This window comes from Enterobacter sp. R4-368 (assembly GCF_000410515.1).
Taxonomy (GTDB): domain Bacteria; phylum Pseudomonadota; class Gammaproteobacteria; order Enterobacterales; family Enterobacteriaceae; genus Kosakonia.
Genome location: NC_021500.1, coordinates 4,307,583 through 4,332,433, shown reverse-complemented (window position 1 = coordinate 4,332,433; position 24,851 = coordinate 4,307,583). Strand labels below are relative to the sequence as shown.

Annotated in this window: 23 protein-coding genes; 9 read left to right on the top strand and 14 right to left on the bottom strand. The window is 53.7% G+C overall.

The genetic code is table 11. The features are described from left to right. Positions 1 to 35 precede the first annotated feature (35 nt). From H650_RS20185 to H650_RS20165, 5 genes are read right to left on the bottom strand one after another with little or no spacing between them, the layout of a single operon-like run. Positions 36 to 1,550, bottom strand: a complete 1,515-nt coding sequence (locus H650_RS20185) for an ABC transporter substrate-binding protein (RefSeq protein WP_020456893.1) — start codon at positions 1,548 to 1,550, stop codon at positions 36 to 38. Further along, positions 1,531 to 2,568, bottom strand: a complete 1,038-nt coding sequence (locus tag H650_RS20180) for an ABC transporter ATP-binding protein (protein ID WP_020456892.1) — start codon at positions 2,566 to 2,568, stop codon at positions 1,531 to 1,533. Before H650_RS20180 ends, H650_RS20185 begins: the two co-directional genes overlap by 20 nt. Then, positions 2,568 to 3,548, bottom strand: coding sequence for an ABC transporter ATP-binding protein (locus tag H650_RS20175; protein ID WP_020456891.1), 981 nt, complete (start codon positions 3,546 to 3,548; stop codon positions 2,568 to 2,570). Before H650_RS20175 ends, H650_RS20180 begins: the two co-directional genes overlap by 1 nt. Beyond that, complete coding sequence (locus tag H650_RS20170) at positions 3,545 to 4,390, bottom strand: ABC transporter permease (protein WP_020456890.1); 846 nt, start codon at positions 4,388 to 4,390, stop codon at positions 3,545 to 3,547. Before H650_RS20170 ends, H650_RS20175 begins: the two co-directional genes overlap by 4 nt. Next, complete coding sequence (locus tag H650_RS20165; protein WP_020456889.1) at positions 4,387 to 5,325, bottom strand: ABC transporter permease; 939 nt, start codon at positions 5,323 to 5,325, stop codon at positions 4,387 to 4,389. The genes H650_RS20170 and H650_RS20165 overlap by 4 nt, the downstream gene beginning before the upstream one ends. 265 nt (positions 5,326 to 5,590) lie before the next feature. On the opposite strand from H650_RS20165, the gene H650_RS20160 reads away from it, so the two are divergent. Next, a complete protein-coding gene (locus H650_RS20160) occupies positions 5,591 to 6,346 on the top strand; it encodes a LuxR family transcriptional regulator (RefSeq protein ID WP_020456888.1) in 756 nt (251 codons plus the stop codon). A gap of 84 nt (positions 6,347 to 6,430) precedes the next feature. Next, the gene (locus H650_RS20155; protein ID WP_020456887.1) at positions 6,431 to 7,324 is read left to right on the top strand and encodes a proline iminopeptidase-family hydrolase; all 894 of its coding nucleotides are present in this window, start codon (positions 6,431 to 6,433) and stop codon (positions 7,322 to 7,324) included. 52 nt (positions 7,325 to 7,376) lie between these two features. Here H650_RS20155 and H650_RS20150 read toward each other — a convergent pair whose 3' ends face one another. Continuing rightward, the gene (locus H650_RS20150; protein ID WP_020456886.1) at positions 7,377 to 7,913 is read right to left on the bottom strand and encodes a helix-turn-helix transcriptional regulator; all 537 of its coding nucleotides are present in this window, start codon (positions 7,911 to 7,913) and stop codon (positions 7,377 to 7,379) included. An 811-nt stretch (positions 7,914 to 8,724) separates the two neighbouring features. Here H650_RS20150 and H650_RS20145 point away from each other — a divergent pair. From H650_RS20145 to H650_RS20130, 4 genes are all read left to right on the top strand, one after another. After that, a complete protein-coding gene (locus H650_RS20145; protein ID WP_044489587.1) occupies positions 8,725 to 9,426 on the top strand; it encodes an oligogalacturonate-specific porin KdgM family protein in 702 nt (233 codons plus the stop codon). A gap of 72 nt (positions 9,427 to 9,498) precedes the next feature. Further along, complete coding sequence (locus tag H650_RS20140; RefSeq protein ID WP_020456884.1) at positions 9,499 to 11,208, top strand: pectate lyase; 1,710 nt, start codon at positions 9,499 to 9,501, stop codon at positions 11,206 to 11,208. Between the two features lie 575 nt (positions 11,209 to 11,783). Further along, positions 11,784 to 13,448 carry a methyl-accepting chemotaxis protein gene (locus H650_RS20135; RefSeq protein ID WP_020456883.1) on the top strand — a complete coding sequence of 555 codons (1,665 nt, stop codon included), beginning with the start codon at positions 11,784 to 11,786 and terminating at the stop codon, positions 13,446 to 13,448. A 161-nt stretch (positions 13,449 to 13,609) separates the two neighbouring features. Then, positions 13,610 to 13,807 (top strand): hypothetical protein, encoded by a 198-nt coding sequence (locus tag H650_RS20130; RefSeq protein ID WP_020456882.1) that lies wholly within the window; start codon positions 13,610 to 13,612, stop codon positions 13,805 to 13,807. A gap of 50 nt (positions 13,808 to 13,857) precedes the next feature. Here H650_RS20130 and H650_RS20125 read toward each other — a convergent pair whose 3' ends face one another. The 6 genes from H650_RS20125 to H650_RS20100 form a co-directional block, all read right to left on the bottom strand. Beyond that, positions 13,858 to 14,949: an NADH:flavin oxidoreductase/NADH oxidase gene (locus H650_RS20125; protein ID WP_020456881.1), complete on the bottom strand. Its 1,092-nt coding sequence runs from the start codon at positions 14,947 to 14,949 to the stop codon at positions 13,858 to 13,860. Between the two features lie 155 nt (positions 14,950 to 15,104). Further along, the gene (locus H650_RS20120) at positions 15,105 to 15,923 is read right to left on the bottom strand and encodes a phosphate/phosphite/phosphonate ABC transporter substrate-binding protein (RefSeq protein WP_020456880.1); all 819 of its coding nucleotides are present in this window, start codon (positions 15,921 to 15,923) and stop codon (positions 15,105 to 15,107) included. After that, positions 15,889 to 16,854: a fatty acid desaturase gene (locus tag H650_RS20115; RefSeq protein WP_020456879.1), complete on the bottom strand. Its 966-nt coding sequence runs from the start codon at positions 16,852 to 16,854 to the stop codon at positions 15,889 to 15,891. The genes H650_RS20120 and H650_RS20115 overlap by 35 nt, the downstream gene beginning before the upstream one ends. 113 nt (positions 16,855 to 16,967) lie before the next feature. Next, a complete protein-coding gene (locus tag H650_RS20110; RefSeq protein ID WP_238328359.1) occupies positions 16,968 to 17,228 on the bottom strand; it encodes an antibiotic biosynthesis monooxygenase in 261 nt (86 codons plus the stop codon). A 164-nt stretch (positions 17,229 to 17,392) separates the two neighbouring features. Then, positions 17,393 to 17,758 (bottom strand): nuclear transport factor 2-like protein, encoded by a 366-nt coding sequence (locus tag H650_RS20105; RefSeq protein ID WP_020456877.1) that lies wholly within the window; start codon positions 17,756 to 17,758, stop codon positions 17,393 to 17,395. Between the two features lie 54 nt (positions 17,759 to 17,812). Further along, a complete protein-coding gene (locus H650_RS20100) occupies positions 17,813 to 18,562 on the bottom strand; it encodes a glucose 1-dehydrogenase (RefSeq protein ID WP_020456876.1) in 750 nt (249 codons plus the stop codon). A 165-nt stretch (positions 18,563 to 18,727) separates the two neighbouring features. Between H650_RS20100 and H650_RS20095 the strand changes: the two genes are divergently transcribed. The 3 genes from H650_RS20095 (at position 18,728) to H650_RS20085 (ending at position 20,956) form a co-directional block, all read left to right on the top strand. Further along, the gene (locus H650_RS20095; protein WP_020456875.1) at positions 18,728 to 19,633 is read left to right on the top strand and encodes a LysR family transcriptional regulator; all 906 of its coding nucleotides are present in this window, start codon (positions 18,728 to 18,730) and stop codon (positions 19,631 to 19,633) included. A 397-nt stretch (positions 19,634 to 20,030) separates the two neighbouring features. Beyond that, entirely contained in the window at positions 20,031 to 20,249 is a 219-nt protein-coding gene (locus H650_RS25785) for a hypothetical protein (RefSeq protein ID WP_189660079.1), read from the top strand. Between the two features lie 302 nt (positions 20,250 to 20,551). Continuing rightward, positions 20,552 to 20,956, top strand: a complete 405-nt coding sequence (locus tag H650_RS20085) for an H-NS family histone-like protein (protein WP_017455745.1) — start codon at positions 20,552 to 20,554, stop codon at positions 20,954 to 20,956. A 109-nt stretch (positions 20,957 to 21,065) separates the two neighbouring features. On the opposite strand, the gene H650_RS20080 is transcribed toward H650_RS20085, so the two are convergent. Both H650_RS20080 and H650_RS20075 read right to left on the bottom strand, forming a co-directional pair. Continuing rightward, positions 21,066 to 22,643, bottom strand: coding sequence for a carbohydrate porin (locus H650_RS20080; RefSeq protein ID WP_020456873.1), 1,578 nt, complete (start codon positions 22,641 to 22,643; stop codon positions 21,066 to 21,068). Positions 22,644 to 22,838: 195 nt separating this feature from the next. Further along, positions 22,839 to 24,725 carry a beta-glucoside-specific PTS transporter subunit IIABC gene (locus H650_RS20075; protein ID WP_020456872.1) on the bottom strand — a complete coding sequence of 629 codons (1,887 nt, stop codon included), beginning with the start codon at positions 24,723 to 24,725 and terminating at the stop codon, positions 22,839 to 22,841. Positions 24,726 to 24,851: the final 126 nt, after the last annotated feature.

Sequence of the window (24,851 nt, the reverse complement as noted above, 5' to 3'; positions counted from 1 at the left end):
CGCCGGGTGACGCATTGCGCACCCGGCAGCCTGTTCTATTTTTTCACCGTATCTTCAAGGAAGAAACGTCCCAGCGGATTCTGGTAGAAACCTTCAATATTCTTCCGCGTCACATTGCGATAGGGGCTGTAGTAGAGATCGATCCAGTTCACATCAGCTTTCGCCATTTTTTGCAGCTCGATATACATCTGTTCACGTTTTTTCGCATCCATTTCTACACGTGCCGCCGCCACCAGCGCTTTCACTTTGTCGTTCTTATAACGCGTCATGTAGTTCATGTTCGTGTCATGGCCGAGCACAAAGGTGGTTTTCTGATCCGGGTCGAGAATGTCGTTGGTCCAGTACATCACCGAAATATCGTACTCACCGGCCACCAGCATGTCCCAGCTCTGGCTGGGGTCAACTTTCTGCAAGTTCACCTTCACGCCCGCTTTCGCCAGCTGCTGTTGCAGTAAAATGGCGATTTGCTCATCCACCTCATCCCCGGCGTTAACCACATAATTCAGCGTCAGATCGCCCGCGCCCGCCGCTTTCAGCATCTGTTTCGCTTTTTCAGGATCGTAAGGGCGACGCAAGTTGTCGTTGTAGTGATAGAGCGCACCGGCCGGAATATAGGAGTTCGCCACCTGGCCGTAACCAAAGGTCACGGTTTTGACAATCGCGTCTTTATCGATGGCAAAGTCCAGCGCCTGGCGCACCTCTACTTTGCCAAGCGCGCCGTGCGAATGGTTGATAAGCAGATGATCTTCGCGGGTTGACGGATCCAGCTCCACTTTCAGGTTGCTATCTTTTTGCAGCGAGGCAATGCGCGAGAACGGCACCGTCAGCGCGGCATCCAGTTCGCCGGCCTGCACTTTCAACATACGCGTGTTGTCATCCGGGATGGTCAGCCAGTCCACTTCATCAAGGCTGACATTCTTCGCCTGCCAGTAGTTCGGGTTCTTCACCAGCACGATTTTTTCGCCGCGCACCCACTCTTTTACGCTGAACGCGCCGGAACCGACCGGTTTTTCCGCGAAGGTTTCTTCGCCTTCGGCTTTCAGCGCTTTCTCGGAGATCACCGACGCGTTCGGCAGCGCCAGCTGTGACAGGAACGGCGCAGAGGGCGATTTCAGCGTCACCACCAGCGTGCGCGCATCCGGCGCTTCGGCTTTATCAATAATGCTGTACGAGTCGCGCCAGAGCGATCCTTCATCACTACGAATGCGCAGCAGGCTGAAAGCCGCGTCGCTGGCGCTTACCGGCGTGCCGTCAGAGAATTTGGTATCGCGGATTTTAAAGGTATAGACCTTGCCATCCGGGGAAATTGTCCAGCTTTCCGCCACGCCCGGTTCCAGTTTGGTGCCGGTTTTATCGACGCGCACCAGCGGATCAAAAACGTTGGAAAAGACCCAGTTATCCGCGTTCTGCGCCGATTTGATCGGATCAAACGTGGTGCTGTCTTCCCGACGGCCAATCGTCAGAACGCCAGCCGCCTGCGCCATTTCACTGACCACACTGAGCGCCAGAAAAACGCTGGCTGCCAATAACTTAACTTGCTTGTGCTTCATCAAAGGATCCCTCAGTCAAAGGAAAAACACTCTTCTCGCCTGCGTGCGTCAGCACACAGGTCCAGGCGTGATCGGCAATCTGCCGGGTCGGGGGTAATGCGCCAGTGCGGCACTGCACCTGCGCGTAAGGGCAGCGCGGATGAAACGCGCAACCTTGTGGAATGGCAACCGGGCTCGGCGGCTCGCCCGTAAGCGTCTCCTGCGGCAACGGTTTATCCGGGTCGATTTCCGGGATGGCGGAGACTAGCGCAGCGGTATAAGGGTGGCGCGGATGGGTAAAGACGGCTTCTGCGGGGCCTTCTTCGACGATCCGCCCGAGGTACATCACCGCCACCCGATCGCACAGGCGGCGCACAATCGCCAGATCGTGGGCAATAAACAGGATCGCCAGCCCCATTTTTTCACGCAGATCCATCAGCAAATTGACGATCTGCCCCTGAATGGAGACATCCAGCGCCGCCACGCACTCGTCGGCGACGATCAACCGGGGTTCGATCGCCAGCGCCCGCGCAATCCCCGCCCGCTGGCACTGCCCGCCGCTCAGTTGGCCGGGTTTGGCTGCGGCGTGCTCCGGGCGCAAGCCGACCAACGTCAGCAGTTCTTCAACCCGTGCGCTAATCCGGTCGCGCGGCACTTTCTGGTGGACGCGCAGCACTTCGCTGATGCTCTCACCTATTGTCTGCCGCGGGTTAAGCGAGGCGAACGGATCCTGAAAAATCATCGCCGTTTGCAGACGCAGCCGCGCGATGTCGCTTTTCAGACCGTGAGTGACGCGGTGGCCGTCGAAACGCACTTCACCATCATTGATCTTTTCTAGCTGCAACAGCGCCCGCCCCAGCGTGCTTTTGCCGCTGCCGGATTCGCCCACTAATCCCAGCGTTTCACCCGCGTGGATTTTGAGCGTCACCTGGTTTACCGCGTGGACCACGCGTTTTTTGCTGAGCAACCCGCCGGAAACCGGAAACGTGACTGAGACGTTATCCGCTTCCAGCAAAGGCCAGTTTGCCGGTGTCGACATTATCCCTCCCGCTGAGTCAGTGGCTGTAAGGCGTGATGGCACGCCGCCGCGTGCGTCAGGCTGTCGCGCCCGAACAGTAACGAAGGCTGCTGCTGACATGCGCTGCTCGCCTGCGGGCAACGCGGGTGAAAGCGGCAGCCGGTCGGGAAGCTCCCTGCCAGCGGCGGTTGTCCATTGATGGTGACCAGCCGTCCCTGCCCGCCTTCGCTGGAGGGCTGGCAATCAATTAACCCGCGCGTGTACGGGTGCAGCGGCTGCGCCAGCACTTCACGTTTGCCGCCCACTTCGCATAAACGCCCGCCGTACATCACCGCAATGCGATCGCAGGTTTGCGCCACCACGCCGAGATCGTGGGTGATCATCACCACCGCCAGGCCTAACTGCTTGCGCAGGGTGCTGAGCAAACGCAGGATCTGCATCTGCACGGTGACATCCAGCGCGGTGGTCGGCTCATCGGCAATCAGCAGCGACGGTTCCGGCGCCAGCGCCACAGCAATCATCGCGCGCTGGCGCATACCGCCGGAAAATTCGTGCGGATAGTTGTTAATGCGGTTTTGCGGATCGGGAATGCCCACCTGGCGCAGCAACTCTTTGGCATCCTCTTTTGCCTGCCGACGGTTAACGCCGAAATGCAGGCGGCGGCTTTCGGCAATCTGCTCGCCAATGGTCATTACCGGGTTTAAGTGGCTGGCCGGATTCTGGAAAATCATGCCAATTTCCCGTCCGCGCACCGCCGACATCTGCGCTTCGCTAAGCGACAACAGATCGCGCCCGCCAAACCACACTTCGCCACCGCTAATCGTCAATCCCTGCCCCGGCAGCAGTCGCATTAGCGCCCGGCAGGTCACGGTTTTTCCGGAACCGCTCTCGCCCACCAGCCCCAGCATTTCCCCGGCCTGCAGCCGGAAAGAGACCTTATCCACCAGCGCGCCATCATCCCCCCGGGAAATGGTCAGTTGCGAGACGTTTAGCAAACTCATACGCGCGCTCCCAGTTTGTCGCCAAGACCATCCGCCAGCAGGCTGAAGCCCATTGCCAGCAGAACAATCGCCAGCCCCGGAAAGGTGGTTATCCACCAGGCAGTAGTGATAAAACTCTGCCCTTCTGCCACCATCACGCCCCACTCGGCCGTCGGCGGTTGTACGCCAAGACCGAGGTAGCTCACCGCCGCGCCGTTTAACAGCACCAGCACGCAATCCGACATGGAAAACACCAGCGCGCCGGTCATGGCGTTAGGCAGCAAGTGGCGAAACAGAATGCGGGCATGACCATAGCCGAGGCTACGCGCCGCCAGCACAAAATCACGCTGCTTGAGGGTTAATACCTGCGCCCGCACCAGCCGGGCGTAAGAGACCCAGCCAACCATCGCCATCGCGATGTAAAAACTGCCAAGACCCGGCCCGAGAATGGCGATAATCGCCAGCATCAACACCAGAAACGGGAACGCCAGAACGATATCGATAATGCGCATGATCAGCGCATCCACCGCGCCACCCAGGTAGCCTGACAGCGCGCCGAGCGTGGTGCCGAGCAGAAATGGAAAGATAACGCCCAGCAGACAGATTTGCAGATCCACCCGCGCGCCCCACAGCACGCGGGAGAAGATGTCGCGGCCAAAGTTATCCGTGCCAAAAAGATGTGCGCTCCCTGGCGGCAGCAAGCTGGCGGTCGCATCCTGGGTTATCGGATCAAACGGTGCCAGCCACGGGGCGAATAACGCGACGCACAGCCACAAGCCGACAATCAACAGCCCAACGCCCAGGGCATGCTGCTGTGGAATAGCGCGGCGACGCAACACGGTCAGTACGCTGATAGCACTCATAGTTTCACCCTCGGATCCAGCGCTACCGTCAGTACGTCGGCCAACAAGTTGACGGCGACTGTGGCAAGGGCAAATACCATCACCACACCCTGCACCACCATGTAGTCACGGCTGAAAATCGCTTTTACCAGCAGTTGCCCCAGGCCCGGAATGGCGAACACGCTCTCAATCACCACCGTGCTGCCAATCAGCCAGCCGATATTCACCGCCAGCAGGTTTAGCGTCGGCACCAGTGAGTTGGGTAACACATGCCGCCAGAAGATGCGGTTTTCCCGCTGCCCGCGCGCTCTGGCGGCCATCACGTAATCGCTGCTCATCTCCATCAGCAGGCTGGCGCGCAGGTTGCGGATCAACACCGCCGACAGCGCCAGCGCGACGGTCAGACACGGCAGCACCATATGGTGCAACTGGTCGGCAAAATCGCTGCCGTAACCGGAAACCGGGAACCAGCCCAGCACCACGCTAAAAACTATGATCATCATGATGCCCAGCCAGAAGGCGGGGAAACCGAGCCCGGCGGTGGTGAACAGGCGAATAAGCTGGTCGGCGATGCGCCCACGCTGACGCGCCGCCAGCGCTGCCAACGGCACCGTAAAAATAACTGCCAGCAGCACGCTGCCAAGCACCAGCCACAAGGTGGGCTCAAGGCGGGAGTTAATCAGTTTTAGGGTATCGATGCGGTAGACGATCGATTTTCCCAGTTCGCCCTGCACCAGATTGCGCAGAAAGTAGCCATACTGTACCCACAGGGGTTCATCCAGTCCGAACTGCGCACGAATGCGCGCCAGTGCCGCTGGCGTGCTGCGCACACCAAGCAGGATGCGCGCCGGATCGCCGGGGATCGCGCGCACCATCGCAAACGTGATGATGCTTATCCCCAACAACACCGGCAGCAGCTGCAATGGTCGGAATAACAGAAAACGGTAACGGTGCATCAGCATTCTCCTGTGGTGCATGCGGGGTCGTAAGGTTAAAAAAACGCCTCGCGATGGTGCGCCACTCCCCTGGTTATCCGCGCCCGGCCTTGTTTGTCGGGCGTTTTCTTTACGCTAGCGGCATCCATGGAGGCTGGGTAGTTAGCAAAAATACTAGTTTTGCTTCTCCCGCGTGACGGCACCGGAATTGCATACCTTCCTCACGCTACGGGAGAAGTCTGCACAAAGCGTGCCCGTGGCGTGGCACCGTCAACCATGAGGGGGAATGATGCGAATAAACATTGAAAACCCTGCTGCTGCTAATGGCAGCAGGCTTGAGGAGGCGTTTGCCGGGCTATTTACCCAGACGCAGGCGCTGGGTTTTGACGCGGTGATTTATGACTACACGCCGGTTCCGCGCTCGCTGGAAGGGGCGCTTATCACGCCGTCGCTGCTGGAGATGCGTAATGTGCCGGAGGATATGCGCCGCTTGTGGTGCGAGCGCGGTTACTACCAGGTCGACCCGGTGCAGCACTTCGCGCTGGAGAGCTGCGCGCCGTTTGTCTGGTCCTATCAACGCCCGGACAGCGGGGCGCTGCATGGCAGGCTGGATGATAACGCCCAGGAAGTGACGCATTACATGCGCGACCACAATATGCCCTGCGGTGCCACGGTGCCGCTGCATTTGCCGCACGGCGGGTTTGTCACCCTGACCGGCATTGTCGCCAGCCAGCAGCAAGCGCGCGATATCAGCGACACGCTGGCGCAATTAACCTTTATCGCCCACCGTTTTCAGGAGTCTGCCTTTCCGCTGTTTGACGCCTCGATGCTCACTTGCCGCCATGTCAAATTAAGCAACCGCGAGCGCGAGTGCCTGGCGTGGTCAGCCGAAGGATTAACGGCGAAAGAGATAGCCCGCAAGCTGCACCGCTCGGTGGCAACCGTGACGTTGCATCTGAATACGGCGGCGAAAAAACTTGGCGCGACCAACCGCGTACAGGCGGTGGTGCGGGCGTTGCACTACCGTCTGCTCGACAGCTAATAACTAGCAATTTTGCTAGTGTTCAGCGCCGCCTTCGGCGTTCTACCCTGAAAGCCAGTTCACTTAACAGGGTAGACGTCAACTATGTATACCATTCGCGAAGGCTACGTTCCCTTCCGGGAGTATCAGACCTGGTTTCGCATCTGCGGCGATCTGCAAAGCGGGCAGACGCCGCTGGTAGTGGCCCATGGCGGCCCCGGTTGCACTCACGACTACGTTGATGCGTTCAAAGATATCGCTGAAACCGGACGGGCGGTGATCCACTACGATCAAGTGGGTAATGGTCGTTCAACCCATCTGCCGGATAAAAGCCCCGATTTCTGGCAACCCGGTCTTTTTCTTGATGAGCTCAATCATCTGCTGCAGGCGCTGGAAATTGCCGATAACTACGCGCTGCTCGGCCAGTCCTGGGGCGGCATGCTGGCGGCAGAACATGCGGTGACGCAGCCACAGGGGCTGAAAGCGATGGTGATTGCCAACTCACCGGCCTCGATGGCGCTGTGGCTGGAAGGCGCGGCGAAGCTGCGCGCGCAATTACCGCCGGATGTGCAGGACACGTTGTTGACCCATGAGGCGGCGGGTACGGTGGATAGCGCAGAGTATAAAGCGGCAAGCCAGGTATTTTATCAGCGTCATGTGTGTCGGCTCGACCCGTGGCCTGCGGAGGTGCAACGCACCTTTGACGCCATGGAGGCTGATCCCACCGTTTACCACGCGATGAATGGTCCCACCGAATTCCACGTTATTGGCAGCATGAAAAACTGGACGATTATCGACCGGTTAAAGCAAGTGCGCGTGCCGACTTTGTTGATTTCCGGGCGCTACGACGAAGCCACGCCGGACGTGGTGCAACCCTTCAAAGACCATATTACCGGGGCGCAGTGGGTGATTTTTGAATCCTCAAGCCACATGCCCCACGTCGAAGAGCGGCCGTTGTGTATGAAGACCGTCAGCGACTTTTTACTGGCCACATGCTGAGGCTGTTTGCCCACACCAGGTTGTGTTGTTAAGCGCCGGCCAGGCGCTTTTTTTATGCGCGCATTGCGGTGTAGAGCGAACAAAGCGCCTGCAAACTTTTGGTGCCGGTGCGCTTCATTAACCCGTTGCGCTGCACACTGACGGTGGTCGGGCTGACACCGCGAATGCGGGCGATATCCTCCACCGAATGTCCACGCAGCAGCAGGCGCATAATTTGCTGTTCGGCGCTGGTGAATTTAAATGTGCCGTGGTTGTAACCCGGCTGCTGATTCTGTGCCGATAACAAACTCATCACTTCCAGCGCCTGACGCAGCTCTTCTACGCGTAACCTTTCGGCCAGACAGAGTTTCACAAGACCAGGGAAAAGTAGCGACAGCGAGTCAAAATGGCGTTCTGAGGAGATAAAAATAGAGTAGTGCGCGGGGGGGCGGGTGAAAAACAGCGAGTACATTTCCACAATGTCCATTCCCGTGGTGACATATATAGCAGGCGCACCACTGCAAAAACGGCTGCCCTTTTCCCGGTTAAGTTGTCTGAGTATTTTCTCAATACCATAAATGAAAAGGCGATCCTTCCCGTAGATAGTCATGTAGGTACTCCAGAGGGTAATGTTTTATTATTTTCCTCTCCGCTAACGGAGGCATGGTCTTTTTTCCTGAATGTGCGGGATGTGTTCAGTCAGATCAAGCGTGATTCTGGCTCGTTTAATGTTTGTTTAGTTTGCGACAACATAAATCACCCTGATTTTCCTTTCCATACTCTCCCTGATGTGCTCAGTGTATTGCATTTTGTGTCAAATGTTCGCCTTTTATTCCAGGAATAAATTTACTGCGCTATTTATTTGGCGGGTAAACCTTACAAAGTTGCATACATGCACCCTTGTATATTTTTTGATTAATTTATTGATTTTAAAGAATTTTAATAAATTAGGATTATCTTTATAATCAGCAAAATAACAATTTTCATTCTACTTTTAAATGTTCGATCTCAGTCTCAAAACATCATTTCAAAATGTGTAAAAGTCCGTTCCACTTGATAGGATAAAGATATCTTGATGCAGACAAAACCGTATTTTGTGTGGTGAATCCCCCTAAGCGGAGGGGTCATGCTGATATGAGGTTATTCTCAATAAAGTTTCATTTTTATGGACGGATTGAGGCGATCGGCACTCAATTCACCGGGAGGCACCCGGCACCACACGCCACTTTAAAAGTAACGTGAGCGTTGCTGTTGTTATCAGCAATCACTGCACCGAAACTATATTTGGCATAATTATTATGCTTGCTAATTATATCAATTTGCACTGAGAGCGAATAAACCATTCCTCTTTGAATTAAAACCATCTGCATTTTTCGCAGAGAACATCTTGTACCTTTTGACTATAAATAATAGGGGATATTATGTTGCGCACTTTGTTATTAGTTACTGTACCTTTTATGAGTATTGCCGCCCAGGCGGTAACATTTGATTATCGCCACGAATTAAATGATAGCGGCGGTAATAATCACAAAGATCGTTTATTAATGTCGCACCGTTTTGCTAACGGTTTTGGTTTATCGCTGGAAGGCAAATGGAAAGGTTCACAAAATAAAGATAAGGCGTATCACGAGACGGTAAGTAATGGTACCGAAGTGGTGGCCAGCTACGTCTATAAAATTAACCCCACCTTCCAGATTGAGCCGGGTTTCTCACTCGACAGTAGCTCCACGTCGAACAGTTATCGCCCGTACCTGCGCGGCAAAGTGAACTTCAGCAATGACGTTGGCGCAACGCTGCGTTACCGCCCGTACTTCAAACGTAACTCCAACAACATCGGTACGGCAAAAGATACCAGCGAAAACGGCTATAACCTGACGGCTGCGGTGTCATGGAAAATTTTCGGTGATTACCAACTCGATTACGAGCTGGATTACAAACATGCCACGTCCGCCGGCGTACTGATTGCAGATAATGAAAACTACGACTGGACGCACGATCTCAAACTGACATACAAACTTGATAAAAACTGGTCTCCGTATATTGCCGTGGGCAACGTTTCCGGCAGCAAATATACCGATGAGCGTCAGACCCGTTATCGTGTCGGTGTGAAATATAATTTCTAATAAATAATTGCAGGGCAGCAAACATAAATAAGGGTTTCGGCAGAAATCCTTATTTTATCTAAGAGGCGAATAATGAAACTGTCAAAAATAGCACTGGCGGTCGGTCTTCTCGGTACCTTCTCCTGCACGGCATTTGCGCAGGAGAGCGCGCGGTTAAGCAGTGTAAAAGCGTTTGCCGATACGGTCATTGATAAAGCCGGTGACAAATATCACAGCAATGTGCCGCTGCTGGCGGATGGCGTGGATCCACGCACCGGTAAGCAGATGGAGTGGGTCTTTCCGGATGGAAAAACGGCGGTACTTTCCAACTTCTCCGCACAGCAGAATCTGATGCGCGTGCTGGTTGGCCTGAGTAACCTGACGGGTGACGCGAAATATAAAAAGCGGGCGGAAGATAATGTCCGTTACTACTTCCAGCACTACCAGGACAAAAGCGGGCTGCTGCTATGGGGTGGGCACCGCTTTATTGATCTGAAAACGCTTGAGCCACAAGGGCCAAGCGAAAAAGAGATGGTCCATGAACTGAAAAATGCCTACCCATACTACGACCTGATGTTTGCCGTGGATAAACCGGCAACCGCCCGCTTTATCCGCGCGTTCTGGAACGCACATGTGTACGACTGGAAAATCCTCGAAACCAGCCGCCACGGCGAATACGGCAAAGAGATGGGCAAACTGTGGGCCAGCCATTTTGAACAGCAACCGCCGTTCTTCGCCACCAAAGGTCTGAGCTTTCTTAACGCCGGCAATGACTTAATTTATTCAGCTTCGCTGTTGTATCAACACGATGGCGAGAAAGGCGCGCTCACCTGGGCGAAGCGACTGGCGGAGCAGTATGTGTTGCCACGCGATAAAAAGACCGGGCTGGGTGTTTATCAGTTTACGCAAGCGCTGAAACGCGCCGAAACGACCGACGACACCGATACCAACTCAAAGTATGGCGATCGCGCACAGCGCCAGTTTGGTCCGGAATTTGGCCCCGACGCGCTGGAAGGCAATATGATGCTCAAAGGCCGCACCAGCACGCTCTACTCCGAAAACGCCCTGATGCAGTTAGCGCTGGCAAAATCACTGGGCGCGGATGGCAACGACATCAAAAAATGGACGCTGGATGGCCTGAAAGCCTTTGCGCATTACGCCTATGATGAGAAAACCAACACCTTCCGCCCGATGCTGGCAAACGGCACCGACTTGTCGAACTACACGCTGCCGCGCGATGGTTACTACGGCAAGAAAGGCACCGTGTTGAAGCCTTACCCGGCGGGGAATGAATTCCTGCTCTCTTATGCCCGCGCCTGGACACTGGCACCGGACGCAGAGATGTGGAAAGTGGCGCGCGGCATCGCCAAAGGCCAGGGGCTGGGTGATATCGGTGAGCCGGGCGGTAAAAACAGCAAGCTGGATCTGAACACTAAAAACAGCGAGCCATATGCCATTTTTGCGCTGATCGATCTCTGGCAATCTACTGGCGACAAAGGATACCTGACGCTGGCTGATAAAGTGGCGGACAATATTCTGGCAACGAAACGGCTGAATAACTTTTTCATCGATGATCCGCAATTTATCTATGCCAATGTCGACAATATTGCGCCTTATGCACTGCTGGCGCTGGAAGCGGCCATGCGCGGCAAACCCGATGCGGTTGCGCCATTCATTAACGGCGCGGGCTTTACCGAAGGCGCATATCTGCTGGCCGATGGCACCGTGCGCTACTCCACGCGTGATGATGAGTTGTTCATGCTCAAACCGGGTGAGCAGTTGAAACCTAACGGTAAAAAGTGATCCCTTCACCTCTCACGGTGCGCCCGTGGGAGGTTTTCTTGCGCCGTTTTTTTCCCTTCGCATGCTATTCTGGCGGCGTTCATGACGCCTTATCAGCGATAATGTCGAACAAAAAATGTATTAATCTCCGCAATCCCGGATATAACAATCCGGCATTTCTCTTGCGTATTATTAGCACGCAATTTTATTTTCCGCAGATTAAATAAGATAGCGACCTTATTATCCGGTCACTAAGAAATAATCATCAAATTGAATTTAATAATACTTAATTCAAATCAAATATTGGTAGCCGATAGAAATAACCTTTTCAAGTAATTGTTGAAAAATAATAGACGCCTGTTATGAATTCAGATAGTTTATGTGATCGAAGTCCAGGAATAATATTCTGCACTCTGATTAATTATATTTAAGTTGATTGAAATCAACATTCACAAAATAGAACATCTTTTCAAAAAGTTAAAAGACCGTTTTATTAACGCCAATCGCGTTCTGGTCAAAATGTCATGGAGGGTGAAATAGCCAGAGAGCTGGGCCAATGCCAACCTGAGGGTAATTTTTATTACCGGGGAAACAACATGAAAATACTTCGCGACATAACTATCCGCAAAATGCTGATCATCATTTTATCGCTTTTCAGCATTATTTGGGGACTGGCAACCGTCCTGACATTTCACAATTTTTCTACTATTGACCAATTACTGACGCAAAACGCCGGGCAAAAAAATGTCTACGCCTTGTTGGTGAAAGGAAACGATCAATATTTCCGCACCGTGACCCGCATGCTGCGCGCCATGGATTACCAGCAAACCGGCGACGACGAAAATGCGAATAAAACATTCGCCTCCGCTGAAAAAGCACTGGCCATTACCCAGGATATGCTGGCAAAGTTTCGCGCCAGCCAGCACCCAGGTGTTGATAGTGAAACCGTTGCCGCCATGATCCGCGACTGGGACGCCCTGCTTAATAACGGCATTGTGCCAATGCTGAATGCAGCCAAAAATAAGCAAACGGATACTTTTCGCGACTTATTTCGTAAAACCTATCCTCCGCTGAGCGTGCAGTTTGGCGCAACCGCGGAAAAATACACACAATCGATTCAGTCCAACGATTTACTGGATCAAACACAAGCCAAGGTGATTTTTAATAAATACGTGCTCGCTGCCGCCTTAATAGCCGGTATCTTCACGCTGTTTCTCACCGACCGCTACCTGGTGAATTTCCTGGTCAAACCGATTCGTGCGATTCAGACACATATGGAAACCATGGCCGCCGGTAAACTGAATCACGAATTGCACGAATTTGGTCGTAACTGTGCGGGCCAGTTGATTCCTTTCATCCGCACCATGCAGGAAAACCTGAGAACCACGGTGGAAACTATCCAGGAGAGTTCGACCAGCATTTACCGCAGTACCAATGAGATCCGAGAAGGCAACGAAGAGCTTTCCGGGCGTACCGATCAGCAAGCCGCCGCGCTGCAACAGACCGCCGCCAGCATGGAAGAACTCACTTCCACCGTGCGTAACAACGCGGAGAACGTGCGCGAAGCCCGTAAACTGACGGAAAACGCTCAGCAGACCGCGCAAAAAGGCGGCGAGATCACCGCGACCGTGGTGAAAACCATGCACGGGATTTCCGAAAGCTCGCAGAAAATTGCTGATATTACCAACGTGATCAACAGCATTTCGTTCCAGACCAACTTGCTGGCGCTGAACGCGGCGGTTGAAGCGGCTCGCGCCGGGGAGCAAGGCCGTGGATTTGCCGTGGTAGCCAGTGAAGTACGTGCGCTGGCAAGCCGCAGTGCGCAGGCGGCAAAAGAGATCGAAACGCTGATTCATGAATCCGTCTCCCGCGTAAAAACCGGAGCCGAACAGGTTCAGGAAGCCGGTGGTGCCATGTCGGTAATTATCAACTCCATTGAACATGTGAATAAACTGATGACGGAGATTTCCGTCGCCTCCGATGAACAAAGCCGTGGTATCGACCAGATTGGCCAGGCAATGACCGAAATGGACGGCGTAACACAGCAAAACGCCGTGCTGGTGCAGGAAGCGAAAGCTAACGCCGTCTCGCTGGAAAAAGAGGCCGAGCGCCTGAATAAAACCATCGCCATGTTTGATTCTGGCCTGAAAGAGAACCGCCGTAGCGCGCAGCCAGGCCGAAGCACGTTACGCCAGTCGCCGCAGCTCGCGCTGGCGTCCTCATCAACAGGTGAGAGCCGTGATAACTGGCAATCTTTCTAAGTAAATCGCTCTCCTTTCACCATGCCCGGGGCTTCACGCTTCGGGCTTTTTTATTTATATAACAGCCACCTAACGCATTAATAATGCAGTGATTTTGATAAATGGCGGAAATATATCTGTGTGCTAAATTTCTCTGTAGACAAATCGGGGAGGGATAACGCATGAAGTTCAATGATGAGCACACGGGACTCATTGGATTAGCCATTGGCGCGGCCGTGATTGGCCTTGTTTCAGAACGCAAAGCCATTAACCGTGACAGCATCGTGCAGGAGATTGAACGGCAAGGCAGAAACCGGGGCGATGGCGTAGAAGATGACGTATTCCTCAAAGCGGCGGAGTTGGTGCGTAAGGGCGTTTAACGCGCAATAGCGGTGAGCCTGGCGGAATAGCAAGCTCACCGATGCATGCGTTATTTAACCGTTCCTTTCACACCGTGCGGTTCGGCACGGCGATACTGCGGCGCGATATGTACCGCACCATGCAACGCGGCGGCGGCGTGCCATGGCCAGCGTGGATCGTAGAGCGCGCCTCGTGCCAGCGCGATAAGATCGGCCTCCCCTTGCTGCAAAATAGCTTCTGCGTGCTGTGGCTCGGTGATCAACCCCACGGCGATAACCGGCATACGGGTCTGCTGGCGCAATGCTTTGGCAAACGGCACCTGATAACCCGCCGTCACCTTAATGCTTTGCAACGGCGAAAGCCCGCCGCTGGAGACGTGAACATACGCGCCGCCCAGCGCTTCAATTTTTTTCGTCAGTACCACCGATTGTTCCAGATCCCATCCACCTTCTACCCAGTCCGTCGCCGAAATGCGAATGCCTACCGCAACGGAAGCCGGTACCGCTTCACGCACGGCGCTAAACACTTCCTGGGTGAAACGCAGGCGATTTTCAAGGCTGCCGCCATACTCATCACCGCGCTGGTTAGAGAGCGGCGAGAGAAACTGATGCAACAAATAACCGTGCGCCGCGTGGATTTCAATCACCTCTATTCCCAGCGCTACCGCCCGCAAGGCGCTGTCGACAAACGCCTGTTTAACCCGCGCCAAATCTTGTTTCGTCATTTCAAGCGGTGGACGTTCTGCCGGATCGTGCGCCAGCGCGGAGGCTGAGATCGTTTGCCAGCCGCCCTCTTGTGGCGAAAGCTGTTTGCCCCCCAGCCAGGGCGCGCTGACCGACGCTTTACGCCCGGCATGCCCAAGCTGGATGCCGATTTTCACCGGCGAGTACTGCCGAATATCCTCCAGCACCACGCGCAGCGCCTGCTCGGTTTCGTCATCCCACAGGCCGAGATCCTGCGGCGAAATTCGCCCTTGCGGCTCAACGGCGGTGGCTTCGATTATCAGCAGCCCCGCGCCGGAGAGCGCCAGATTACCTAAATGAATGCGATGCCAGGCGGTCGCTTTTCCTGCTTCGGCGGAATACTGGCACATCGGGGCAATAACGATGCGGTTATCCAGCGCAACGTCGCCAATAGTAACTTCGGTGAATAACTGACTCATATCTCATCCTTTTCCGGTTTCGCAAATGGCACTCCCGGACGGCTACAGTGTGAATGGTTTGCATGACTTTCAGCCAATTTTCCGGGCTTGTCTTTGGCGGCATGTGCCCTTTTCACGGCATTCACCTTTGATAACACAATGAAATGACTGACGAATTATAGCTGCGTGACGCCGCGTGCTGCGGCCTCATCCCGCCATCTCAACAACAAAGAATAGTCCTGTCGTGTGACCACGCTAAAACCGCCAATCAATACCGCGGCACAGATGTCGTGAAAACGCGCGTCGCTGACCAGTTGCTGCAACGCCTCTCTTAGAGATGCGAGCGTGGCGGCGCTGCTCTGCTGCGCGGTGATCAGCGGCAACCCCGGCGCTAACGGGCTTTGCGCTATCACACGCAGCCCACGCAACAGCGAAGGTTCGTGGCGTTGCAATAAGGCGAACGTCACGCAGTCGATGGCGGCGATATCCGCCGTACGGTTGTGCAGCACCACCAGCGATTGCCGGTGGCTGCCGCTGAAATGGGGAGCATCGGCGAAAAATCGTCCTTCGCCCGCACGTTGCGAAACCAGATAACGCAGCACGTTATAACCTGATTGCGAATCGGCGGAATTACACACTGCGCGACGACCGCGAAAATCCGCCAGCGAAGTCGCGCGTTCCTCATCACGCGTCACCAGCAGGCTGCGATAGCGAAAGCCTTCACAGCCTGGCGCAAGGTAGTGAAAGCAGCCAACCAGTTGCACATCCGGTAATTGCGTTACCAGCGGGTAGCCGCAGGTCTGGCTGAGCAGCACATCGTCATGCCGCCAGTGGGATGGCAGGTCGCTTTGCGGCCAAATCTGCTGCGCCGGAAGCCCGCGCTCCGCCAGCAGTTCGCACAACGCCTGGCCCAGCGCGGCGGTTTCTGGCTGCGCGACGTTATACATCGGCAGGGCAATGTTATTCACTGCGTACTTTGCTTGCGGGGTGTGCATTGACCTCTACCGGGGTAAAGAAAAACTGCCGTAACCATTCACTATAGCCGCGCACCAGAAACCCGCTATTGCGCTGCTGGTACGCCGCTTTGTCACGCAGGTAAACCGTTCGCAGGCCGTACCACGGCACAGCGGGCAGATCGTGATGCACGGAATGGTAGTTGAGGTTAAGAAACAGCAGACGCCACGGCCATGCGGCTTCGTTGATCACCGAACGCGCTAACGGATCGTCGGCTGCGCGGTGTTCGAGAAAAGAACGCACTTTCGTGATAGCCAGCGCCGGGTAGCTCACCGCCAGCACAAACCAGATAACGGAAAAATTACAATGGCTTATCCAGGCAAAGGTCACACCCAACAGCGCACCGTGTACCAGCCACATCAGCATGGTTTTACCTTGCCGCACGCGAAATGCCGCTACCATTCCTGCAAGCAAGTGCGCAATATCCAGCGCCGGAGCCAGCAGTAAACGGCCAGCAAAGGTATTACGCAACTCAATCAGTTTTCGCTGCCAGCGCGTCAGGCGATGCCAGTGTTGGGTGGAAAAATAGTAGGATTCAGGATCATCTTCCGGCAGTGTCAGTAAGTGCGTACGGTGGTGAGCCAGGTGCGAATCGCGATAAATGCCGTACGGATACCACACCGCCAGCGGCATTACCCCCAGCAGTTGGTTAAACCAGGCCCAGCGCGTGGGATGCCCGTGGATCAGCTCATGTTGCACCGACAAATACCAGGTGGTGAAAAGGATCAGAAGCGCGGTGGCCGGCAACAGGCCGAGCGTTTTCCACTGTGCGAGCGTGCCGAACCAACCGCCATACACGGTAACAATCACCAGCCACGTAGGCAGCTCGCTGCGCCACAGCCAGCTGCGTGATAACCGCCGGATGGCGTCCCGTTGTTGTTCATCTAAATAGACCGCGCTGCTTTTCGCCATTCACTCATTGACTCCCCGCATTCTCATGTCGCCACGATGTGAGAGAACGTCGGAAATGACAAAGTATTTAAATGGCTTAGCTATTGCTGAAAATCGCTTAATACGACGGCAACTCAGGCTACTTTGCCACGCGGATCATCCACGTGTTGCAGGGCAACATCGTAGCGAACACCCTGGCGGTTAAGGATGCGCACATTTTTAACTACCGTCGCCAGAGCCTGCAGAAAGGTTGTCGCGTTTTCATGGCGCTGATGGAAGACTTCATCTTTCCAGCCTGCCACCAGGTGATAGGCGTTGGCATCGGCCAAATCCTGCGCGAAAGCATAATAGATACAGCCCGGCAGTTTGCGCGCCGCCGCCATTTCCGGCACCACAGCATCAATAAAGTTTTGCCCGTCCTCAGGATGAACGTGGTAGTAAGTGCTGACAACAATATCGCCAGCCAGGAACCGGTTATGTCGGCACTGGAAAACTCAGGTTTACCGGTATGTTGATAAGGGTTTCTCAGTGGGCAATGAATGGTGCGGCTTGCCGACCGTTACGGCGTGTTAATAAATACCCACAGGCTGGCAAGCCTGCCATCGCGCACGGTGAAAATATCCTCACCGCGGATCAGATTCGGGTTCTCCTGCGGGCCATAACCCCAGCTAACGCGCCCTAAACCGTGGTTCCACGTCACCGGATCGGGGGTGAACGAAAACCCCGGATGCTCACGCTGCACGCGAGAAATCAGTGCCGCGACGTTCTCGAACCCGGTTGCCACATCGGCATAATCCGCCACGAAAAAAGCGTCGGCATAGACATCAGAAAAGGTGGTGACCTGTTGTTCAGGATGTGCGCTATTCCAGATAGTAAAATGCTTGTCGATCAGTTGCTGAGCAACCAAAAGTGCAGAAGTGTGCATGTTCTGCTCCTGCGTTGCGGGCTGGCGCAGCAATGGCCAGCCCGGCGTGGTGAATTAGATTTGCGCCATGCCGCCATCGACGAACAGCTCAGCGCCATTGATAAAGCTGGAAGCATCAGAAGCGAGAAACGCGACCACTTTGCCAATCTCTTGCGGTTCACCTAAACGCCCCAACGGAACCTGGGCTGCCAGCGCGTCAAACAAGCCCTGACGATGCTCATCCGGCACCAGTTCACCTAAACCCGGCGTGCGGACAGGGCCTGGGCTGACCACGTTAACGCGGATACCGCGCCCTTGCAGATCCAGCGCCCATGAACGGGCAAAGTTACGCACCGCCGCTTTACTGGCGCTGTAAACGCTGAAACTGGCGGTGCCTTTCACCGATGTGGTCGATCCGGTGAGAATGATTGAAGCGTTGTTTACCAGCAGCGGGAGCGCTTTTTGCACGGTAAACAGTACGCCGCGCACGTTGGTGGCGAAAATGCGGTCGAAATGCTCTTCAGTAATCGCCCCCAGCGGCAGCATGTCGCCACCACCGGCGTTGGCAAACAGGATGTCGAGTCGCCCGGCGCTTTTCGCAATCTGGGCAAACACGGCATCAAGATCCGCCATTACCGACGCATCGGCGCGAATGCCCGTGGCGCTGGAACCAATACGTTCAACCGCCGCGTCCAGTTCTGCCTGGCGACGACCGGTAATAAAGACGCGCGCCCCCTGCTCTGCCAGTTCTTGTGCGGTTGCCAGACCAATGCCGCTTGTCCCGCCAGTCACCAGTGCGATTTTGCCATTCAGTTGTGTGCTCATGTGGTATTCCTCGGTTCAGTTAAGGGATGTGCCTGCGGCAGACCAGCCTGCCGTCTCAGGTATGGCGCAACTCTACCTCCCCCGTTTTTATTGAAAAATACCGAAAAATTAAAATGACTATTCACCACTATGTATAATCAACATCACAGCAACGGAGGAACTCGCATGGATCAATTACTGGCAATACGCGCTTTCGCCCGCGTGGTCGAGGCGGGGAACTTTACCCGGGCGGCGGATTCGCTGGAGATGCCCAACGCGACATTGAGCAAACTGGTGCAGGAACTGGAAGCCCACCTTGGCGTGCGGTTATTGCAGCGCACCACCCGCCGCGTGACGGTTACGCCGGAAGGGCGCGACTATTATGAAAAAACAACCCGTATCCTGCGCGATCTCGAAGATGTCGACGGTTCATTCAATGCCGCACGCGGAACGCCAGGCGGACAGCTTCGCGTCGATATTGGCGGCTCAACGGCGAAAGATGTGTTGATCCCCGCCCTGCCGGATTTTCTGGCGCGTTATCCGGACATTCGTCTTGATTTGGGCGTTGCCGATCGCCCGGTGGATCTGATTAGCGACAATGTGGATTGCGTGATCCGTGGCGGGCCACTGGACAGCTCCTCGCTGATTGCCCGCCGTATTGGCGCCGCCACGCTCATTACCTGCGCAACGCCGGCATATCTGAAAACATTTGGTACGCCGGCCTATCCCGAAGAGCTAAAAAACGGCCACCGGCTCGTCAGCTACCTCTCGCCACAAACCGGCCGAGCGTTTCCGTTACGCTTTGAGCGCGATGGCGAAAAAACCGAAATTAAAGTGCCGCACCGGATTGGTATTAATGAGAGCAATGCGCATCTCGCCGCCGGTATGGCGGGGCTGGGGATTATCCAGACCTTCAGTTATTCACTCGGTGCGGCGTTAAAAGCGGGCACGCTGGTGGAGATCCTACGCCCGTGGCGGCCAGAGCCGTACCCTTTTCATGTGGTGTATCCACAAAACCGCCACGTTACGCATCGTCTGCGCGTGTTTATTGACTGGCTGCTGGAGATATTTCCCCAGCGAGTGGGGAAATAACCGCAAAATAATCCGCAACGCTTTTATCTGAATCTGTTTATTTGTGCGGGAAAGCGCCAACGCAGCGATAGCGCGTTTCTGCGGCTGCGATTGGCAGCAACGTTATGGTGATATTGAACGGTGAATTTATCGCGCCGCGCATTTTCTCGCAGGCCGACCCCGTTAAAAAACAGGATAGCGATAAGATCTGCAGTTTCAGTTTAATATCAGCAAAACCTGATAACAGGATAAAACCTGCACTTCATCATTTATGCGACACGCTGCGTGCAGCGCAACAAGCGATATCCAGCAATGCAATTATTACTGCACGTAATTAAAAGTTGAGTATGAAAAAGAAACCCCAGCGGAGGGTCAATAAGGTCGATTTTATGACCTCCGATATGAACTGGAGCGTGCTGTGCTTGCTACTAATCGAGAATATTCTCAACAGCGTCTGACGCGGATCAAATTTCTTAGCAGCTTATTGTGGAGAAACCTGAGCCATCAATATGTGGTCATGTTTAATGGAACATTTAGCCATGCTGAAATTGCCGCTTGCGCTAACGCAAATCAAAAAGAAAAAATGCGTCAGTTCAGAGATAACGTTTACCGTTTGCCACAGGCGCTATACCTGTAATGCCTCTTTGTTAAGAAAAATCTGCACCCGGCAAGCGAAAGTCAATGCGAAGATATAGGTTATTTTATGATGAACAAGCGGCATTAACTAACGATTCCGATAAAAATAACCCTTAAATTCTGTGGCTTTTTTAATGCCGCATTGTGACTAAATTAGCCAGAGCCAGATACCCACAAAGTCATAGGGTTGCACAATCACATATATATTTGCTAAAACCTATAATTCCGTATTGATTTTTATGTCGTTATCACTAAAAATTAATTCCGATAGATTATTCATTTTTCCGCACACGGAGTGACGCTATGTCAGAAGCACTTAAATCACTTAATAACATTCGCACCCTGCGAGTTCAGGCCCGTGAGCTTACCCTTGAAGCTCTTGAAGAGATGCTTGAAAAACTGTCAGTTGTTGTTGAAGAACGTCGTGAAGAAGAATCTTCTCTACGTAAAGAACAAGAAGAGAAAGAAGCCAAGCTGGCTGCATTTCGTCAAAAACTGCTGGATGAAGGTATCGATCCAACCGAACTTTTATCCTCGCTGAAAGGACAAACGACGAAATCAAAATCTGTTCGTGCACCACGCCCAGCCAAATATAAGTATATTGATGAAGACGGCACGGAAAAAAGCTGGACCGGCCAGGGCCGCACACCGAAAGTGATTGCCAAAGCACTGGAAGACGGTAAAAAACTGGAAGATTTTGCCATCTAAAAATAAAGGGTTTGTCTTTATCCCACCCTGCATTTTTATCGCTTTCTAACGCAACATCTGCATGCGTTATTGTTCCCCGCCGCCACGGCGGGGATTCTGTTTTTGTTGTTCAAAAGACCACTTCAGCCTGCACGCCAAAACTTATTTGATAATCCTTACCGTCGTTAAAGGTCTGGTTATCGATCTCATGCTCTAACGCTTTCAGGTAAGTACTATAGAGGCGAAGCTCCGGTCGGGAATTAAGAATGCTGGTATCCACTTTATACACCTGCGCCAGCGTCACCTTATAACCAGATTCATCCAATGTGGAATTATTGACACGATTTTTCTGCGTGAAATACCCCAATTCCAGCGCCGTCTGCATGTTTTGATTCCAGATCCATGACGGACGAATAACCGCGCGCGCGGTAGTAAAGTCCGTATGCGCCCCGGTATATGTCGAGTAAAGATCGTGGCCGCGACCATACACCAGCGCGTGCGCCATGATTATCTTCTCACCCAGATAAAACTCCCCCTGATCCACCAACCGCCAGCCAATACCGCCGCTGTGAATACCGTAGTAAGAACTGTTGTAATCAAAATCCGGGTTGGCGCTGGAAATATTCATAATCTGGCTGGCAAGGGAGTTATTTGCCACTTGCAGCGTCAATTCATTTGAGCCTTTCAGAATGGGATTACGCAAAATCGCCTGTCCAAGCCAGGAGGATTTGACCTGATAATAGTCATTATCCGCCTGCGCTTTTTTCTGCTCATCCGTCTGGTTAGCAAACGCATATTTCGCCCCCAGCTCCAGCGTCGCATTTTTTGTCACGGGAAGATTCTTGTAGCGAACTTCAGCGATATTGACGTTAACCTGCGTGGTATTGCTACAGCTGGAAGCGCCTGCGGCGCAGACCGTACTGTAATTATCAATATCGTTACGCGTTATCGCCATACTGAGTGCGCCAACCGGTAGCTTCCAGTTTTCTATCCCTACGCCTGCACCGGAAAGTGTGCGATTGCTTTTCCAGTCCAGAAGCTGAATTTCATATTGTGGCAGCGTATGTTTCCCCACCCAGACCGAAGCCTCTGGCGCAAAAGGAAGTAGCCCATTACCTTCAACATAGAGCTTACTCAGTTTGCCCATACCGCCGCCGGACATCCCTTTTTCAAAGGATTCATTGCTCTGGGTTAACCCGAGATCGCCCTCAAATTGCACGTTCGCCCAGATAGATTTGTCGCCATCGCGCCATGCCCGTTTCTTTAATGACAAGTTATACCAACCGTCATATTCGTTACCAAAACGCCCCAGTGAGCCCACTGCCCAGGATTTTGGTCCCCCATTGGTGGTGGTTGCCCAACCCGAGCGGAAATAACCGGAATATTTAAAACCGGTATCATCCTGCACATACTGGCTTATTTTTTTCAGAGTCGCTGGCGATAGCTCCGGCTCCGTTTTCGCTTGCGCTGCCGTAGCCTGCACCGTTGCACCAGGCACGGCTGACGAGGCAACATTGCGTTGCTGCGCGCGATCTTTTTCTTCATAGGCTTGCAGTTTCTGCTGCGTAACGCGCAACTGCGCTTCCAGTGCCGCCATGCGCTGTTCAAGCGTTAGCTGCTGCGCCGTTGCGCCGCTGCTTGCGCCATAACAGGATAATAACGCCACGGCAATGTACGTCTTTTTAGAAATTATGTTGTTCACTTTCATGAGTTCCCCTCGGTATTGCCCCCTGAAAACAAAAAGACCCGCAACTGACGGAAAATGCTCCGTCAGTTGCAGGTCTCGCCTGAATAAAATCAGTCACGTCCTGTGGGGGTAGATCAATTAACGCATAAACACGTACTTAATAGGTTGCGGCGACAACTGCCCCCGCCGCAAATAGCCTCCCGCCAGCAGCGGGCGTTACACCAGGAGCGCCATTACCGGCTCGCCAAAGCGGGAATGGGACTTATCGCTAATGTGTAATTCGCGCCAGGCTTCGCTGTTGGTAATGACCACGGGTGTCACCGTGTCATAACCCGCCTGTTTAATGTCATCGAGATCGAATGTCAGCAGAAGCTGGCCTTTTTTGACTTCATCGCCCTCTTTCACCTGCATATGGAAATATTGCCCATCCAGTTGCACGGTATTAATCCCGACGTGGATCAGTATTTCCGCGCCCGCCGTGGAGCGAATGCCAATGGCATGACCGCTGGCGAAGGTGCTGGCAATATGGCCGTCGACCGGGGAATAAACTCGTCCTTCATCCGGAATAATGGCAAAACCCGGCCCGACAACGCCTGTCGAAAAAACCTTATCATCCACTTCAGCCAGCGGAATTAACGCGCCAGAAACCGGCGCGGTAATCTGCTCAGGAGCCAGCGCAGCGGTTTTCGGCATCACCGGTTGATGCGCGGTATGCTTTTTTTCACTCGCCGACGCGTCAGGTAGCGCTTGCGCGGAAGGTTCGTCAAAACCCACGATCAGCGTCAGCACCAGGCTGCCAGCAAACGCCATGGCGCAGCCAATAAGAAAGCCGATAAAACCATCGCCGTAGAAAATCGGCAGCGTCAACAGCCCCGGCATCCCCATTGAAATCGCCGAACTTTTGGCGTATCCGACCACCGCACCGCCAAAAGCCGCCGCGATCACCGCACAGATAAACGGTTTTTTCAGTTTCAAGGTGACACCGTAGACACCCGGTTCGGTAATGCCGAACAACGAGGCGATAAAGGTACTGCCCGCCAGCGCTTTCAGCTTTTTGTCTTTTGCCCGCAGCATCACCGCCAGCAAGGCTCCGGACTGGGCGAAAACCGAGGGGCTGGAGGCTGCTTTAAGAAAACTGTGTCCCATCACAGAAATGTCGTTGATAAAGACGGTAACAAAGCCCCAGTGCACGCCGAAAATCACCAGCACCTGCCAGGCAGCAGCCATTAGCGCGCTGGCGATAATCGGGTTGAAGCCGTAAATCGAAACAAATAAAGAGGCGACAAACTCACTGATCGAAATGCCAATCGGCCCGATGGTCATTAACGTCAGCGGCACCATTAACGTCAGCAGGAAAAACGGCGTCAGAATATTGCGCACGCTTTCATGAATATGGCGATTGAGAAAGCGCTCAATTATCGACATCAGCCAGACGCTGAAAATAATCGGGATCACCGAACCGGTATATTTCATCATCACCACCGGCAGGCCAAAAAAGCTCACCGGCTGGCCGCCATCAAATAGCCCTTGAATACTGGGGTAAATGAGCGCACCCGCGATCGACACGGCAACAAAGATATTGGTTTCAAATTTACGTGCGGAGGTGATGGCTAACAGCATCGGCAGAAAATAGAACAGGCTGTCGGATGCGGCATGCAAAATAATATAGGTGCTCTCTTTATTGCTCAGCCATCCGGCCGCCAGCACAATCGCCAGCGCGCCTTTTAGCACACCGGCTGCGGCCATCGCACCTAATAATGGCGTGAATATCCCGGCGACCAAATCGATCAAACGACCTAACAGCGAGGCTGTATTTTGCGACGGCTCCGAAGGTTGTTTCTTTTTATCATCCTCCAGTAATCCTGAGATGGCGCCAAACGCGCGAAATACGTCTGGCACGCGGTTGCCAATCACCACCTGTAATTGGCCGGAGCCATTCACCACGGTAATGACGCCCTCCAGCGCGTCGAGCTCTGCCAACCGCACTTTGCTGTTATCGATGATTTTAAAGCGTAAACGCGTCGCGCAATGTACCAGCGTCGCAACGTTGCTCTCCCCACCTACCAGCTGCAGAATATTTTCTGCCAGTACTTTGTTATTCATAATGAGACTTCCCGTTTCACAAACGACAGTAATAATCAGGACACCCTGGTGTTGCCTGTATCCGCTGGCCAGCTGGAAAAAAGCAAAAAAAAACCTGGATAAAATAGTGTGTAAACACACTGCTTT

Coding starts and splice junctions, on each gene's coding strand:
- H650_RS20135 (WP_020456883.1), top strand. CDS start 11,784: ATGAAAATACTTCGCGACATAACTATCCGCAAAATGCTGATCATCATT.
- H650_RS20145 (WP_044489587.1), top strand. CDS start 8,725: ATGTTGCGCACTTTGTTATTAGTTACTGTACCTTTTATGAGTATTGCC.
- H650_RS20155 (WP_020456887.1), top strand. CDS start 6,431: ATGTATACCATTCGCGAAGGCTACGTTCCCTTCCGGGAGTATCAGACC.
- H650_RS20095 (WP_020456875.1), top strand. CDS start 18,728: ATGGATCAATTACTGGCAATACGCGCTTTCGCCCGCGTGGTCGAGGCG.
- H650_RS20150 (WP_020456886.1), bottom strand. CDS start 7,913: ATGACTATCTACGGGAAGGATCGCCTTTTCATTTATGGTATTGAGAAA.
- H650_RS20075 (WP_020456872.1), bottom strand. CDS start 24,725: ATGAATAACAAAGTACTGGCAGAAAATATTCTGCAGCTGGTAGGTGGG.
- H650_RS20080 (WP_020456873.1), bottom strand. CDS start 22,643: ATGAAAGTGAACAACATAATTTCTAAAAAGACGTACATTGCCGTGGCG.
- H650_RS20125 (WP_020456881.1), bottom strand. CDS start 14,949: ATGAGTCAGTTATTCACCGAAGTTACTATTGGCGACGTTGCGCTGGAT.
- H650_RS20165 (WP_020456889.1), bottom strand. CDS start 5,325: ATGCACCGTTACCGTTTTCTGTTATTCCGACCATTGCAGCTGCTGCCG.
- H650_RS20100 (WP_020456876.1), bottom strand. CDS start 18,562: ATGAGCACACAACTGAATGGCAAAATCGCACTGGTGACTGGCGGGACA.
- H650_RS20105 (WP_020456877.1), bottom strand. CDS start 17,758: ATGCACACTTCTGCACTTTTGGTTGCTCAGCAACTGATCGACAAGCAT.
- H650_RS20160 (WP_020456888.1), top strand. CDS start 5,591: ATGATGCGAATAAACATTGAAAACCCTGCTGCTGCTAATGGCAGCAGG.
- H650_RS20085 (WP_017455745.1), top strand. CDS start 20,552: ATGTCAGAAGCACTTAAATCACTTAATAACATTCGCACCCTGCGAGTT.
- H650_RS20180 (WP_020456892.1), bottom strand. CDS start 2,568: ATGTCGACACCGGCAAACTGGCCTTTGCTGGAAGCGGATAACGTCTCA.
- H650_RS20175 (WP_020456891.1), bottom strand. CDS start 3,548: ATGAGTTTGCTAAACGTCTCGCAACTGACCATTTCCCGGGGGGATGAT.
- H650_RS20170 (WP_020456890.1), bottom strand. CDS start 4,390: ATGAGTGCTATCAGCGTACTGACCGTGTTGCGTCGCCGCGCTATTCCA.
- H650_RS20130 (WP_020456882.1), top strand. CDS start 13,610: ATGAAGTTCAATGATGAGCACACGGGACTCATTGGATTAGCCATTGGC.
- H650_RS20185 (WP_020456893.1), bottom strand. CDS start 1,550: ATGAAGCACAAGCAAGTTAAGTTATTGGCAGCCAGCGTTTTTCTGGCG.
- H650_RS20140 (WP_020456884.1), top strand. CDS start 9,499: ATGAAACTGTCAAAAATAGCACTGGCGGTCGGTCTTCTCGGTACCTTC.
- H650_RS20120 (WP_020456880.1), bottom strand. CDS start 15,923: ATGCACACCCCGCAAGCAAAGTACGCAGTGAATAACATTGCCCTGCCG.
- H650_RS20115 (WP_020456879.1), bottom strand. CDS start 16,854: ATGGCGAAAAGCAGCGCGGTCTATTTAGATGAACAACAACGGGACGCC.